Genomic DNA, 13,089 nt, shown 5'->3' with positions numbered 1-13,089 from the left:
TTTTTGTTCAATCACAAAATCAGTAAAACTGATGATCCCGGGGAGATTATGAATGTTATAACTGACTGAAGATGCAATCACGGGTTTTTATCCTGCAAACGCAGTGGATTAGCAAAATATCACGATATTTCAGCAAGTAACCATTAGCAATGCGCGTTGCAATCCTGCTATGGCTGTGAATAAATACGAGGTCAATCATCATAAAAATGCCATAAAGGCCAGGCGTCAGCCTGAAAAGATCAATGCCATCATGACCGACCTTAAAGATGTTTTAGCCAGGGACATCAGTGCCAAAAGCGAAAGCATGGAAGCGCACCTTATCGCCATCCGCCGTGATATTCACGCGCACCCCGAACTCGGATTCGACACCATTCGTACCGCGCATATCGTCGAGCAGGAGTTGCTGCGCCTTGGCCTTTCGCCCCAAACGGGCGTCGGCAAAACCGGCGTGGTGGTGGACATTGTGGGCGAACAGCCGGGCAAAACGATCCTGATCCGCGCCGATATGGACGCGCTGCCGATTCAGGAGCAGACCGGTTTACCGTTTAGCAGCACCTACCCCGGCAAAATGCATGCCTGCGGCCACGATATCCATACGGCTACGCTGCTTGGCGTGGCGGCGATTGTTGCGCAATATCGCAGCCAGCTAAAAGGCACGGCGCGGCTGATCTTCCAGCCAGCCGAAGAGACGCCTGAGAGTGGCGCCGAAGCGATGATTGCTGATGGCGTGGCTGAGGGCGTGGATCTGGCGATTACTTTGCACAACAAACCCGAGTTGGCGGCAGGTGAAATTGCGTTGACGCGTGGCGCCAGCACGGCTTCCAGCGACGAATTTGACGTGGTGGTTCACGGCAAATCTACTCATGCTGCGCGCCCACACATGGGAACCGATCCGATAATTGCGGCGGTGAACCTTATCAGCCAACTGCAAACCATCATTTCACGTGAGCTCGATCCTTCGAATTCTGCAGTATTAACCATCGGCCATATTCACGGCGGCTCGACGCACAACATCATTTCTGATAGCTGCCTTATTCAGGGCACCGTTCGGGCGAAATCGCCTGAGTCACGCGCGCATATTGAGCACGCTTTTAAGCGTATCTGTGCCGGCGTGGCGCTGTCGCTGAACACACGCATTGAGGTCAATTATCAACGCGGCGTGCCCCCGTTGATGAATGATGATGTGTTGATTGATGCGCTCGAACCGATTCTATCGCACCAGTTTGGTAAGCCGATTGTGGCGAAACCGAGCGCCAGTTTTGGCGCGGAGGACTTCTCCCTGTTTACCGAGCGGGCGCCGGGTTGTCAGATCCACATAGGATCCGGTGCGCCAGGACGCGACGACCATCTGCATAATTCGGATTATCAACCCGACGAACGCAGCATTCATGCAGGCACTCAGGCATTAGCCCGTTTAGCCATCGATTTACTCTCCTAAAATAATGAACTCTGAGGTTTTATGATGATGCGTAAAGGGCTGTTTACTGTTTCTGCTGGCCTGTTGCTGCTGGCTGCTTCTGCACTGGTGCAGGCAAAAGATTTTGGCACACTGAAATTCGCGACTGAAGCGGCTTATCCTCCGTTCAACCAGTCTACGCCGAGTGGCAAAATTGTCGGCTATGAGCCTGATATGGTGGCGGAGCTGGCGAAACGTGCCGGTTTCAAATATGAAATCGTGGCGCAGAAATGGTCTGGCATGATCCCGGGCCTGGTCGATGGCAAATATGACGCGGTGATTGATGCTGTAACTGTCACACCTAAGCGTGAAGAAGTGGTGGATTTCACCCACCAGTACACCGTGAGCGTGTCTGGTTTTGTCACCTTAAAAGGCAGCGCGGTTGATACCTTACCGGGCAACGGTGAAGTTGTACTGGCAGGTGACGAGGCGGGTATGAACAAAGCCATCGACGCGCTGAAAGCGAAATTCAAAGGCAAAACCATCGCCGTGCAGGTCGCGACTATTCAGGCTGACTTCCTTAACAAATATCTGGCTGACGTTGCCACCATCCGCACCTATCAGGCTGGACCAGAAACCTTTGCTGATCTGCTGAACGGCCGCGTTGACGCGGTAATGGCGTCACGTACCAACCTGAATGCCTATGTGAAAAAACACACCGATACCGTAAACAGCACCGGTTACGGCTTTTCCGGCGGCGTGTTAGGGCAGGGTTCTGCGATTGCGATTCAGAAGAACAACCCGGAGCTGAAAGCGGCACTGGATACCGCGTTAATTTCAATGATCAAAGATGGCACGCTGAAGCAGCTGTCAGAAAAATGGTTCGGCGAGAACGTCGCGCCTGCGGAGTAATGCTGAGCGCTTATGACTATTGACTGGCAACTGTTAGGTTTTGGTGACGAAGGCTGGGGCGGCGTGTTGCTTGACGCCGCCACGGTGACCGTCACCGTATCATTGTGTGCATGGCTGCTGGGCGCGGTGCTCGGCAGCCTGCTCTGTTGGATGCAAATTGGTGGTGCGCGCTGGCAACAGCGCCTCGCTAATGGCTACATCACGCTGTTTCGTGGCGTACCCGAACTGCTGGTGATCTACCTGTTTTACTTTGGCGGACGCCAGGTCGTTTCGTTCCTTGGGGAAGCGTTGGGCATGCAGGGACCGTTTGATGTTAACGGCTTTGTCGCCGGGGCTATTGCCATCGGTTTGATCTCCGGCGCTTACCAGAGTGGTGTCTTTCGTGGCGCATTTTACGCCATCCCGAAAGGCACGCTGGAAGCGGCTACGGTGACCGGTATGGGACGGCTGATGCTGTTTCGCCGCATGATCGTGCCGCAGGCGTTGCGCACGGCTCTTCCGGGGATGGGAAATCAGTGGCAATCGGTGATTAAAGAGTCGGCGCTGATTTCTGTGACAGGATTAGTGGAAACCATGAACCAAATTTCCACCGCATCCAACTCTACGCAAATGCCGTTCTTCTTCTACAGCGTCGGCGCGGTGATCTACCTGATCATCACCACCTGTTCCGATTTTGTTTTCCGCTATGTGGAAAAAGTGGCCATGCGCGGGCAACAACGCGCGCGGTTGTAAGGAGCCACGATGGATTTCACTTTCTTACAGCATACGCTTGCCGCGTTGCTGCGCGGCTTGCCGCTGACACTCAATCTCGCCGTATTGTCACTGTTGGGTGGTGGGGTGCTGGCGCTGTTACTCAATCTGCTGCGTCAGAATCGTTATGGTAGCGTTTTTGCTCGCTTTTACGTCTGGCTGTTTCGCGGCACGCCGTTATTGATCCAGATTTTTATGATCTATTACGGACTGGGGAGTTTACCGGCAGTGCGTGAAAGTGTGCTGTGGCCGCTGCTGCGCGATCCTTACTGGTGCGGGTTGATTGCGCTGGTGCTTAACGACGCCGCTTACACCTCGGAAATTCTGCGTGGTGGTCTCAATGCCGTCAGCGTTCAGTCGCTTGAGGCCGCCAAGGTCAGCGGCATGTCGCGTTTTACGACGCTGCGCCGCATCACCTTGCCGCTCGCCGTGCGCCAGGCGTTGCCAGCTTATAGCAATGAAATTATCTCGATGATCAAATCGACTTCACTGGTCAGCACCATCAGCCTGATGGAAATGACCGGTATCGCGGACTCGATAGTGTCGGAGACGTTCCGCGCGCTGGAAGTTTTTATCAGTGCGGCGATCATTTATCTGCTGCTGACCGTGCTGGTCAGTAAAGCTGTGGCGCTACTGGAGCGCCGTTTGTCCCCTTATCACGTTGGAGCACGTCAATGAGTAAACCCACTATCGCCCTGAGTCATCTCAGAAAAAGTTATAGCGGGCATGAAGTGCTTCATGACATCAGCCTGACGGCGCAGGATGGGGATGTGATATCGCTGATTGGCGCCAGCGGTTCCGGAAAAAGCACTTTGTTGCGCTGCATCCCGTTTCTTGAAGTGCCGCAGGGCGGGGAAATTGCAGTCGGGGATGAGGTAGTCACCATTGACAATCCCCACGAGAAACTCAGCCGTGAGCAGCAGCGTCGTATCAAACTGATGCGCATGCAATTGGGTTTTGTGTTCCAGAGTTTTAACCTTTGGCCGCATAAAACCGTGATGCAGAACATTATTGAAGCGCCTGTGCATGTGCAGAAACGCAGTCAAAAAGAGGTGGTTGAAGAAGCCGAAGCCCTGCTGCATAAAGTCGGGCTGTATGAAAAGCGTAACGCGTGGCCATCGCAGCTTTCAGGCGGACAGCAGCAGCGTGTAGCCATCGCGCGAGCGTTAGCGCAGCAGCCCAAAGCGATTCTTTTTGACGAGCCCACTTCCGCACTTGACCCGGAACTGGTCGGGGAAGTGTTACGGGTGATCCGCAGCCTGGCTGAAGAAGGACGTACGATGATCATCGTCACTCACGAGATGGGCTTCGCGCGCGATGTTTCCAACAAAGCGGTGTTTCTGCATCAAGGCAAAATCGAAGAGTCGGGCCCGCCGCAACAGGTGTTTAGCGATCCGCTCTCTGATCGCTGCCGGGCATTTGTCAGTAGCCACCTGCAGCGAAATAGCTAGCTTCCTTTCAAACCCGCTTTCAGCGGGTTTTTTGTTATCCAAACCCTCATTCAATTAATTTACTCAGTTAACAATCCCATCCTGAAATACATTAGCTTTTAGGATATTTCTTGCGATTTATCTTAACGATTTCAGCTAATCAAATGATGTATACAACATAAATTTTCAGACCCTTCCTGAGCCTTAACCGCGCATAACTTCAACGACTTAAATCAAAAAGTAAGAAATTTCCTATATAAATCAGATCACAAAGATCATCTTACCCTGTTGCTATCCTAATCCAGCCTAAGATATATTCGCGCAGAATCACACAAGGAAAGTGTGCTTAAAGCGTGCTTTCCGCGCTTCACTTACAGGAGTAAATATGAGTAATTCTTATCAAAATGAAATACCCAAAGCGCGCGTTAACATCAAACTTGACGTTCATACCGGCGGCGCTGCACGCAAAATGGAGTTGCCGCTCAAGCTGCTGGTGACCGGAGATTTCAGTAACGGCCAGGAAGATCGCGTCCTGAGCGAGCGCGAAAAAGTTAACGTCAATAAAAACAATTTCGACAGCGTGCTCGCTGACTTCTCGCCTTCAGTACGGCTCACCGTGCCGGATACCTTGTCAGCGGATGGCAGTGAACAGGCCATCAATCTTACCTTCAGCAACATCAAAGACTTCGAACCTGAACAGGTCGCCCGTCAAATCCCGCAACTCAAAGCAATGCTCGCGATGCGCAATCTGCTGCGCGATCTCAAATCCAATCTGCTTGATAACGTCACCTTCCGCAAAGAACTGGAAATCATCCTGAAAGACCCGGCACTGAGTGACGAACTGCGTTCCGAACTTTCTGCGCTTGCCAGCGATAACGGCTGAACCCTTTTAACGGACTAAATGAGAGAAGATGCTGATGTCAGTTCAGAATGAAACCCTGCCTTCCGGTGAAACCACCATGCTTGAAAACCCTGCAGTGGAAGGCGTGTACGCCTCGCTGTTTGATAAAATTAATCTCCATCCGGTCACCTCCCTGAGCGATCTGAATGTCTGGCAAGACAATCAGGTGATGTCAGACGCCACCGCTGACGAGCGCGTCACGGCGGCGATGCAGGTGTTTCTTAATCGCTTAAAAATCAGCGGTGAGAAAGTCGAAAAACTGGATAAAAACCTGCTGGATCATCATATTGCCGAGCTGGATTATCAGATCAGCCGCCAGCTGGATGCGGTGATGCACCATGACGAATTCCAGAAGGTGGAATCGGTGTGGCGTGGATTGAAATCGCTGGTGGATAAGACCGATTTCCGCCAAAACGTCAAACTGGAAGTGCTTGATGTGTCGAAAGAAGACCTGCGTCAGGACTTCGAAGACGCGCCGGAAATAATCCAAAGCGGTCTCTATCTGCAAACTTACGTTGCCGAGTACGACACGCCGGGTGGCGACCTGATGGCGCTGTTGCACGTCTATCTGGGCGCAAAGCTGGATGCGCGACTGGAGCTCTGCGTTGATCGTGCACTGTTGCCTGATGCGCAGCTGAGCTGCCGGACGAATGAAGCGCAACAGTTGGGGCGCACGGCGGTGCTGCCTCTGACACAACCCCCGGGCTCCCGAGAGCCTGATTTGATAACCATACAGCTCGGTCGCTATCAGCGTGTCCGGGTACAACCTTCAAGGATCGAAACCGATGAACAGGGCGACTACCGCTGGTAAAACGCTGCTCTCTCTTATGCTGGCGCTGAGCGTCAGCGGCTGCGGTCTGACGCAGAAAGTATCAGAGGGCACCGTCTCCGTAACAAAATCCATTTTTTACAAACAAATACGCACACTGCATCTCGATTTTCGCGCCCGTGAAGGGGCAAACCGTAACGCGCAGGGTGCTGCGCTCTCGACCGTGGTGCGCATATGGCAGCTCAAGGACAGTAAAGCCTTTGAAGCCTCAGACTATGCTTCACTGTTTTCTGCTGACAGTCAGGTGCTGAAGGCGGATATCCTGGCACAAAAGGACATCCGCATACGCCCGGGCGAGTCAGTCAGTATTGATATGCCCATGGACGATAACTCGGAATTCGTGGCGGTGGCCGGCCTGTTCCTGTCACCGGACACTCAGGATGATAAGTGGCGACTGCTGCTGACCCGCGATGACCTCGATCCGGACAAGGCGCGCGTGATTGAGCTGGGTGACGGTATCCTGACGCTGGTAGCGGAAAAGGCGAAGCGACCATAATGATGCCTTCACTTTACGAGATCCTCTACGGAAATTTCAGTGGTGGGTTGGACCTCGATGCGGTGAGCGAACGGGACCAGGTCATTCTCTCGGTGCTGGATAATCTGCAGCGTATCCTCAACACCCGCGCAGGCTCAATTGCGCACATCCCCGATTACGGTCTGCCGGATATGACCCGCATTTTGCAGGGGATGCCTGGCACTGCGCATCAGCTGCTTTACACCTTTTCAAATGTGCTGCTGAAATACGAGCCGCGTCTGAAGCGTGTTGATGTGGCATTGCTGGAGCAAACAATGCCTGGTGAATTGCGCTACGCCATTGATGCCGAACTCACCGATATCGGATTGGTGCGCTACGGCACGGAATTCAAACCAGAGGGCAGAGTGTTGCTGCGTCACTTAAAGCAACAGCAGCTAATAGGCAATGGTTTGACGCGATAAACAAGGAAGGTTGTTGAATATGAATCAGGTGATCAAAACCGGTGCAGATCCGCGCACATTGCCGGGCTATACCCAGTTGCGGGATGAGATGAATAAGCTGACGCATCCCGCCCGGCCCGATGTCGATTGGGGCAAAGTAGAGACACTCACGCTGCGGTTGTTTGAACAGAATGGATTGGAATTGCAGAGTGCGGCCTGGTTTACCCTGGCGCGTGCTCAGAACTCGGGGTTGAGCGGCCTGAATGAAGGCCTGAACCTGATTAATGCGTTAGTAGTGCATCAATGGGCGGTTTTCTGGCCGCTGGCGATTGATGCCCGCGCCGATATCCTCAGCGTGATGTTTCGACGTCTGCAAAGTCTCTATCGTGGCTGGCAGGTGGAGGGCCACGAAATGCTGACCCAGCTGATAGAAACGGAACGACTGCTGATATCCCTGCGTGAAGCATTGTTACGTTTTGGCATTCGGGAATTTGCGCAGGCCAATACGTTACTACATCAGGTCAAACACTCAATGACGCAGTTGCAGGAAAGCCTGCTCTCTCCGTTGCAGCTTATCCCCGCAGCGCTTAACCAGTCACAAGATAATACTCCCACCCGCGTTTATGTTGTCTACCCAGATGCCGATGAGCAATCAGCGATGCATGCAACGCCGTCACCCTTGAAATCATTTGTCAGTGGTGCCTGCTGTGCATTGCTGGCCGGTGCATTGGTGTTTGCCTGCGGCACGGGGTACCGGCATTTACATCAGCAGCAATCAGCCGCGGCTCAGGCATTGCTTGAGCAACAGCGTAGAGAGAAACAAGCGATACCTTTGGAGCGGCTGGCAAGCTGGCACCGCGGTATGGCGCAGTTGGAAAATATGGCTGAGCAGCTTAACAGTCTGGACAAAACCAAAGGCAAGTATTTGACGGTAAGCGAATTGAAAACCGGCATATTTTCAGCCATGCAAGCTTTCAATGAACAGGTTCCGGTTGAAGAACAACTGCGGCGCTACGCGCAAAGTGAGAATGACCAACTGAATGAAGAAACTCAGACAGAACTGCGACTGAAGCAACTGATGTTTCGCTTTCAACTTTTGCAGCAGCAAAAAGCGCAGCCCACGCTGGACTGAATTAGCAACCAGTCTAAATCAAAGTTGTCTTAGGTAGACGTCTGAAATCGCTATTTAACCGGTAAAAGATATTGAATCGCAAGGATAATAAAGATAAAAGTTGCACACTGCATCAACAGGCCGAACAGCGATATTGATGACCCTCCAGTCAACGGAGGGCTTTTTTTTATTGTTTTCTAAACATTAAAAACCGCCTCAATTCTGCCAGCCATGATGTAAGAGAGTGCCACTGCCATGGCAAGCAATCTGCATCGGTCACGATGCAAAAGTTAACTGAGTTTCACCGTTGGCGGAGTAGGGAATGAGCGCAAAAGTTTGGTTAGTGGATGAGGATTTGTCAGTGCGTGAGTCACTGGGTTTTGTGCTAAAAGCCATTGAATATGAAGTGGCCGATTTTGCGGATATCGCATCGTTTGCTGCCGCTGTGCACAGCGATGAACCCTTGCAAGGCTGCTTGCTGGTGGATGTGCCAACCGCAGACGCAGATGAACTGAACGTCATGGTGAACTTAACTGCTCGTCATGCTTTGCTACCGATTGTCATCATGACCGATCAGGATAACGTTGAGGCATGTCGCCATGCGTTTTCCGAAAGCATGTTTGCCATTTTCTCTAAGCCGCTGGAGATTGAGCCGCTGCTTGAGACCTTGCATCAAGCCATGCAGGAAAGTGAGAAACGCGCCCAGCCATAACGGGCGCGTGATGCACTGAAATTAATTATGCGCGATGTGTTCGCCGCGCACTCGCCTTGATGCCACAAAGCACAGCAGAGGAACCGGCAACGTAAACAACAGCAGCAACCACAGCAGCACGTACACCGCGTCTACGCCGTCATTTTGCAGATTGTTATAAAGCTGAACCGGCATGCCCTGAGGGAAATAGGCGAAAATCATAACAATGCCGAACTCACCCATGGCACGCACCCACGCCAAAGCCGTTGCAGAGGCCAAGCCCGGCGCGGCCAGCGGAACCGACAAACGCCAAAATCCCTGCCAGGGTGAGGCACCTAAGGTACGACCGGCATCCAGAATATCCTGCGGAACGCCGGCAAAAGCAGAACGTGCGGTGGTAATGAAGTAGGGCAGTGCACCGTACCATTGCGCCAGAATAAACGCGGCAGGATTGTTAACCAGCGTCCAGCCAAATTTCCCCAGTAATTCCCCTGGCACACTGTAAGGTCCGTAAGCGCTCACCAGTAAAATTCCCATTGCCAGCGGAGGCGTCAGTAATGGAATCATCACCAACAGTTCCACAATGGCGCGCGCGCGGCCCTTTGCCTGCGACAACCACCACGCTACTGGCAATCCGCTGATAAAGATCAACAGCAGCGCAATCGCGCCCAAACCTAAAGAGGTAGTGATGGCACTGCCATCGGCCCAGGCGAGGTGCATATGCTGCCATTGCGTGACGCCAATCAGGGTGACAAAAGGCACTGCCAGCAACAACAGTGCTGGCAGTGACAACCAAAGCGCGGTGGCGTGACCCGTCTTCATTACTGATAAACAGCTCCGCCTTTCGGTGCGGCGTAACCATTCTGTTTAAACAGTGCCTGACCTGGCTGGCTCAGCATGAAGTCGACAAAGGCTTTACCCGCTGCCACACCGTGCGGGGCGTTTTTCAGCACTGCTGCGTAGTAAACCAGCGGCTGGGTATGCAGCACTTTATCTTTGCCCGCGCTATCTTTCACGCTGAAGCTGACGGTGTCATACCACTGTTTTGCCATGTCTGGATTGCTCAGATTGATCTCATCTGGCAGCGCCACGTAAGGCAGATGTGCGGAAATCACTTCACTCTCATAACCGGCAGCGGCATCCACCTGGCCGCTCTCCAGACGAGCCAGCAGGCCGCCTTCAAGGTGGGTCTGAGCAGGATTTTGGTAGCCACCGAGAATTTTATCGGCGATGCCTGGCTGCTGGTAATATTTCTCAGCCAGCAGCAGGGTAAAGATAATATTCTGGCCTTTTGGATCATTGATCGGATCGGTGCGCCCGAACTTAATCCCCGGTGTTGCCAGCACTTTCAGCCAGCTGGCGTCTGCGCCTTTGGCCTGTGCGAACTGCTGGGCAAATTTCCCTTTCGGGCTGTACGCCACCACCATGCTAGTGCTGGCAACCGGTACGGCATCATCAATCAATCCTGCATCTTTCAAAATCTGCATCGGGCCCGGCGTGATGGAGACGAACACGTCGGCGGTGATTTTTTTACTCGCGAGCAGACGTGCCATGCCGTATGCGCCCTGACCTTGCCCTTCATATTTTCCATCGTTCTGTTTAGCAAAGGCTGGTCCTAAAGACTGGTCCATCACTTTCCCCATCGAACCGGCATAAGTCACACGAATATCGGTATTGGCTTGTGCCTGCAAGCTGAGGCCAGCGGCTGCGGTTAACATCAATGCTGTAAGGTGTCTGACTTGCATTCCCTTTCTCGCTATATAATTAGGTAGATAACGATTATCGGAAATTGTGCAATCAGTGCAAGCTGAAATCTGTTGCGAAATATGGGGATAGCCCGCCGCAGCGGGCTGACAGCATCAGGCGAGAATGCGCTGAGCCCAGGACTCAATCTCATCACCGCTGCCAATGTCCAACTGCACCAGGCCGTTGGTGATAAAGGTGGGCGAGACGTGAATACCGTTCTGGCGCGAATACTTGCAGTGCCATTTGACTTCATTTTGCAGCTCGGCGCGCAGGAACGGCGCATGGGCATCCACACCGCTATATTGTTGCAAACGATCAAGAATTTGGTGCGGCGTGGCGTCCATATTGGGGCCATGACTGTGATCGGTGAACTCAAACTCCTCACGATGATCGGCGACCGCCTGCAGCACACGTTTCGCCGCGGCTTTGCCCTCTGGCAAAGTGGATGCAGCGAGGATGTAACGTACGATCAGCCCGGAATACATGTGCCACGGCTGGGATTGCAACCGAATCTTCAGCGTCATCTTATCTTCACCGACCAACGCCAGCAGCGCATCCAGTTTATTAAACGCACGGACGGAAAACGGGCAGGTGGGTTCCAGGAACACTTCAAACACTTTGGGGCCGTGTCCCCAGATCAATGGATCGGCGTGTAAAGCGGTGGTTTGACTCATATTCATTCCCTGTTGCGAGGTTAAACGTTGCCCTACTTTGGCAAAGCGCGGCGACGACAGCCAGCGCAGGTTTATGCTTTTTTGTTACAAGGACATTCACGTTGTCAGCATCACGCAAAATAAAAATCATATTATAGATCCGTTAACTACAAGAATGTCCGCTGCTCCCGCCGTTGCTCAGAAAATAAACGGCTATAGTTATGCCAGCTTTGTTCTCTTTTTGTGCGGTCATCGCCGCACGTTTGATTCATTTGCCTGGAGCCAATAGATAAGCAACGAGGTTCAATGTGTTTGCCGAAATATCCTGGAAAATCATCCATCAGGTCATTAACCAGACCATCGCGGAGATGGTGGATGAGCAGCAAACGTTGGATGTGATAACACTGCGCAGACGGTTGCGTGAAATGGCCGAAAACGAAACAGATGAAGCGATGGTGCTGTGCTACTGGCAGGCCAGTAAAGTGCTAACGCGATTGCCACCTACAGTGACAGCCAATCAGTTGGTTGAAGCGGCGCGCCATGCTTTTCGCAGCCCCCTCAATCACGATCCGCTTTAACCCTGAATGCTTTTCTGACAGTTTGCGGATAATCGTTTGATTTATCGTCATAATCCTGGCGTACGCTCTGCTAGACTAGTGAGTCGAAAACGCTGAAACAGAGGACAGTAATGAAAATCAAAAGTTATGCCGCGATGAATGCAGGCGAAGCGCTGGTGCCTTTTGAGTATGAGGCCGGTCCGCTGGCAGCTGAAGAGGTACAGGTTGAGGTCGATTATTGTGGCGTTTGCCACTCTGACCTGTCGATGATCGATAACGAGTGGGGCATCTCCTCGTTTCCAGTGATTGCTGGCCATGAAGTGATTGGCCGCATCAGCACGTTGGGTGATGCCGCACAGAACAAAGGGCTGAAAGTTGGCCAGCGCGTGGGCATTGGTTGGACAGCGAAAAGCTGCCAGCACTGTAATGCCTGCATCAACGGCGAGCAGGTCAACTGCGAAAACGGTTCTGTCCCTACCATCATGAATAAAGGTGGCTTCGCCAGCCATCTGCGTGCTGACTGGCAATGGGTGATCCCACTGCCAGAATCCATGGATATCACCACTGCCGGCCCACTGCTGTGCGGTGGTATCACCGTGTTCAAACCGCTGCTTATGCACAACATCAATGCCACCAGTCGTGTGGGCGTGATTGGCATTGGCGGCCTTGGCCATATGGCGATCAAACTGCTGCGTGCCATGGGTGCAGAAGTGACCGCGTTCAGTTCCAACGCGAGCAAAACTGAATCTATCCTGGCGATGGGTGCGGATCGTGTAGTGAACAGCCGCGATCCGCAGGAACTGAATGCGCTGGCGGGTCAGTTTGATCTGATCATCAGCACCGTTGCAGTAGACCTCGACTGGCAGCCGTACTTCCAGGCGCTGGCACCGCACGGTAAATTCCACACAGTGGGCGCGGTGATGAAGCCGTTTGAAGTGCCGGCTTTCAGCCTGATCATGGGTGACCGCGCGGTTACCGGTTCTTCCACCGGTTCACCGGGCCAATTGCGTACGCTGATGAAACTGGCTTCGCGCACTGATGTCGCACCCACCGTCGAAGCGTTCCCGATGTCGAAAATCAACGATGCGCTTGATCATGTTCGCGCCGGTAAAGCGAATTACCGCGTTGTGCTGAAAGCGGATTTCTAAGATCGCGACAAGGTCGGCAGCCATGCCGACCTGAAATTCTGCGGTGCGCA

At 52.9% G+C, this 13,089-nt stretch carries 15 protein-coding genes and 1 pseudogene; 13 read left to right on the top strand and 3 right to left on the bottom strand.

Features of this window, described 5'->3' with window-relative positions; all coding sequences use genetic code 11:
- Nucleotides 1-250: 250 nt before the first annotated feature.
- The 11 genes and pseudogenes from LBW88_RS13440 to LBW88_RS13390 all read left to right on the top strand — a co-directional run bounded on the left by LBW88_RS13440 (nt 251) and on the right by LBW88_RS13390 (nt 8,956).
- On the top strand, nt 251-1,438 hold the full coding sequence (locus LBW88_RS13440; RefSeq protein ID WP_224932775.1) for a M20 metallopeptidase family protein: 1,188 nt from the start codon (nt 251-253) through the stop codon (nt 1,436-1,438).
- 21 nt (nt 1,439-1,459) lie between these two features.
- A complete protein-coding gene (locus LBW88_RS13435; RefSeq protein WP_224948300.1) occupies nt 1,460-2,308 on the top strand; it encodes a transporter substrate-binding domain-containing protein in 849 nt (282 codons plus the stop codon).
- 12 nt (nt 2,309-2,320) lie between these two features.
- A complete protein-coding gene (locus LBW88_RS13430) occupies nt 2,321-3,040 on the top strand; it encodes an ABC transporter permease (protein ID WP_224932773.1) in 720 nt (239 codons plus the stop codon).
- Nucleotides 3,041-3,049: 9 nt separating this feature from the next.
- Complete coding sequence (locus LBW88_RS13425) at nt 3,050-3,736, top strand: ABC transporter permease (RefSeq protein ID WP_200536971.1); 687 nt, start codon at nt 3,050-3,052, stop codon at nt 3,734-3,736.
- Nucleotides 3,733-4,509, top strand: coding sequence for an ABC transporter ATP-binding protein (locus LBW88_RS13420; protein ID WP_224932772.1), 777 nt, complete (start codon nt 3,733-3,735; stop codon nt 4,507-4,509). Before LBW88_RS13425 ends, LBW88_RS13420 begins: the two co-directional genes overlap by 4 nt.
- Nucleotides 4,510-4,873: 364 nt before the next feature.
- The gene (gene tssB, locus LBW88_RS13415) at nt 4,874-5,371 is read left to right on the top strand and encodes a type VI secretion system contractile sheath small subunit (protein ID WP_160866980.1); all 498 of its coding nucleotides are present in this window, start codon (nt 4,874-4,876) and stop codon (nt 5,369-5,371) included.
- A gap of 28 nt (nt 5,372-5,399) precedes the next feature.
- Nucleotides 5,400-5,948, top strand: a pseudogene (locus tag LBW88_RS13410) (type VI secretion system contractile sheath domain-containing protein); the annotation flags it as partial.
- A gap of 226 nt (nt 5,949-6,174) precedes the next feature.
- Nucleotides 6,175-6,714, top strand: a complete 540-nt coding sequence (gene tssJ, locus LBW88_RS13405) for a type VI secretion system lipoprotein TssJ (RefSeq protein WP_224932771.1) — start codon at nt 6,175-6,177, stop codon at nt 6,712-6,714.
- The gene (tssE, locus tag LBW88_RS13400; RefSeq protein WP_224932770.1) at nt 6,714-7,154 is read left to right on the top strand and encodes a type VI secretion system baseplate subunit TssE; all 441 of its coding nucleotides are present in this window, start codon (nt 6,714-6,716) and stop codon (nt 7,152-7,154) included. The genes tssJ and tssE overlap by 1 nt, the downstream gene beginning before the upstream one ends.
- 19 nt (nt 7,155-7,173) lie before the next feature.
- Entirely contained in the window at nt 7,174-8,265 is a 1,092-nt protein-coding gene (locus LBW88_RS13395) for a VasL domain-containing protein (protein WP_224932769.1), read from the top strand.
- Nucleotides 8,266-8,566: 301 nt separating this feature from the next.
- Nucleotides 8,567-8,956 carry a response regulator gene (locus tag LBW88_RS13390; protein ID WP_224932768.1) on the top strand — a complete coding sequence of 130 codons (390 nt, stop codon included), beginning with the start codon at nt 8,567-8,569 and terminating at the stop codon, nt 8,954-8,956.
- Between the two features lie 21 nt (nt 8,957-8,977).
- On the opposite strand, the gene LBW88_RS13385 is transcribed toward LBW88_RS13390, so the two are convergent.
- From LBW88_RS13385 to LBW88_RS13375, 3 genes are all read right to left on the bottom strand, one after another.
- Nucleotides 8,978-9,757 (bottom strand): molybdate ABC transporter permease subunit, encoded by a 780-nt coding sequence (locus tag LBW88_RS13385; protein ID WP_224932767.1) that lies wholly within the window; start codon nt 9,755-9,757, stop codon nt 8,978-8,980.
- Nucleotides 9,757-10,680 (bottom strand): extracellular solute-binding protein, encoded by a 924-nt coding sequence (locus LBW88_RS13380; RefSeq protein ID WP_224932766.1) that lies wholly within the window; start codon nt 10,678-10,680, stop codon nt 9,757-9,759. Before LBW88_RS13380 ends, LBW88_RS13385 begins: the two co-directional genes overlap by 1 nt.
- 114 nt (nt 10,681-10,794) lie before the next feature.
- On the bottom strand, nt 10,795-11,355 hold the full coding sequence (locus LBW88_RS13375) for a thioredoxin (RefSeq protein ID WP_224932765.1): 561 nt from the start codon (nt 11,353-11,355) through the stop codon (nt 10,795-10,797).
- Nucleotides 11,356-11,642: 287 nt separating this feature from the next.
- On the opposite strand from LBW88_RS13375, the gene LBW88_RS13370 reads away from it, so the two are divergent.
- Together LBW88_RS13370 and ahr are read left to right on the top strand one after the other, a co-directional pair.
- Complete coding sequence (locus LBW88_RS13370; RefSeq protein ID WP_224932764.1) at nt 11,643-11,912, top strand: hypothetical protein; 270 nt, start codon at nt 11,643-11,645, stop codon at nt 11,910-11,912.
- A gap of 110 nt (nt 11,913-12,022) precedes the next feature.
- Nucleotides 12,023-13,039, top strand: a complete 1,017-nt coding sequence (gene ahr, locus LBW88_RS13365) for an NADPH-dependent aldehyde reductase Ahr (protein WP_224932763.1) — start codon at nt 12,023-12,025, stop codon at nt 13,037-13,039.
- Nucleotides 13,040-13,089 lie beyond the last annotated feature (50 nt).

The organism is Pantoea sp. alder81 (assembly GCF_020179835.1).
Classification (GTDB): Bacteria; Pseudomonadota; Gammaproteobacteria; order Enterobacterales; family Enterobacteriaceae; genus Pantoea.
This window is presented reverse-complemented; position numbering and strand designations above follow the sequence as displayed.

Bases quoted from the DNA above. Each gene is read 5' to 3' on its own strand.
- LBW88_RS13440 (WP_224932775.1), top strand. From the start codon at position 251: ATGACCGACCTTAAAGATGTTTTAGCCAGGGACATCAGTGCCAAAAGC.
- LBW88_RS13435 (WP_224948300.1), top strand. From the start codon at position 1,460: ATGATGATGCGTAAAGGGCTGTTTACTGTTTCTGCTGGCCTGTTGCTG.
- LBW88_RS13430 (WP_224932773.1), top strand. From the start codon at position 2,321: ATGACTATTGACTGGCAACTGTTAGGTTTTGGTGACGAAGGCTGGGGC.
- LBW88_RS13425 (WP_200536971.1), top strand. From the start codon at position 3,050: ATGGATTTCACTTTCTTACAGCATACGCTTGCCGCGTTGCTGCGCGGC.
- LBW88_RS13420 (WP_224932772.1), top strand. From the start codon at position 3,733: ATGAGTAAACCCACTATCGCCCTGAGTCATCTCAGAAAAAGTTATAGC.
- tssB (WP_160866980.1), top strand. From the start codon at position 4,874: ATGAGTAATTCTTATCAAAATGAAATACCCAAAGCGCGCGTTAACATC.
- tssJ (WP_224932771.1), top strand. From the start codon at position 6,175: ATGAACAGGGCGACTACCGCTGGTAAAACGCTGCTCTCTCTTATGCTG.
- tssE (WP_224932770.1), top strand. From the start codon at position 6,714: ATGATGCCTTCACTTTACGAGATCCTCTACGGAAATTTCAGTGGTGGG.
- LBW88_RS13395 (WP_224932769.1), top strand. From the start codon at position 7,174: ATGAATCAGGTGATCAAAACCGGTGCAGATCCGCGCACATTGCCGGGC.
- LBW88_RS13390 (WP_224932768.1), top strand. From the start codon at position 8,567: ATGAGCGCAAAAGTTTGGTTAGTGGATGAGGATTTGTCAGTGCGTGAG.
- LBW88_RS13385 (WP_224932767.1), bottom strand. From the start codon at position 9,757: ATGAAGACGGGTCACGCCACCGCGCTTTGGTTGTCACTGCCAGCACTG.
- LBW88_RS13380 (WP_224932766.1), bottom strand. From the start codon at position 10,680: ATGCAAGTCAGACACCTTACAGCATTGATGTTAACCGCAGCCGCTGGC.
- LBW88_RS13375 (WP_224932765.1), bottom strand. From the start codon at position 11,355: ATGAGTCAAACCACCGCTTTACACGCCGATCCATTGATCTGGGGACAC.
- ahr (WP_224932763.1), top strand. From the start codon at position 12,023: ATGAAAATCAAAAGTTATGCCGCGATGAATGCAGGCGAAGCGCTGGTG.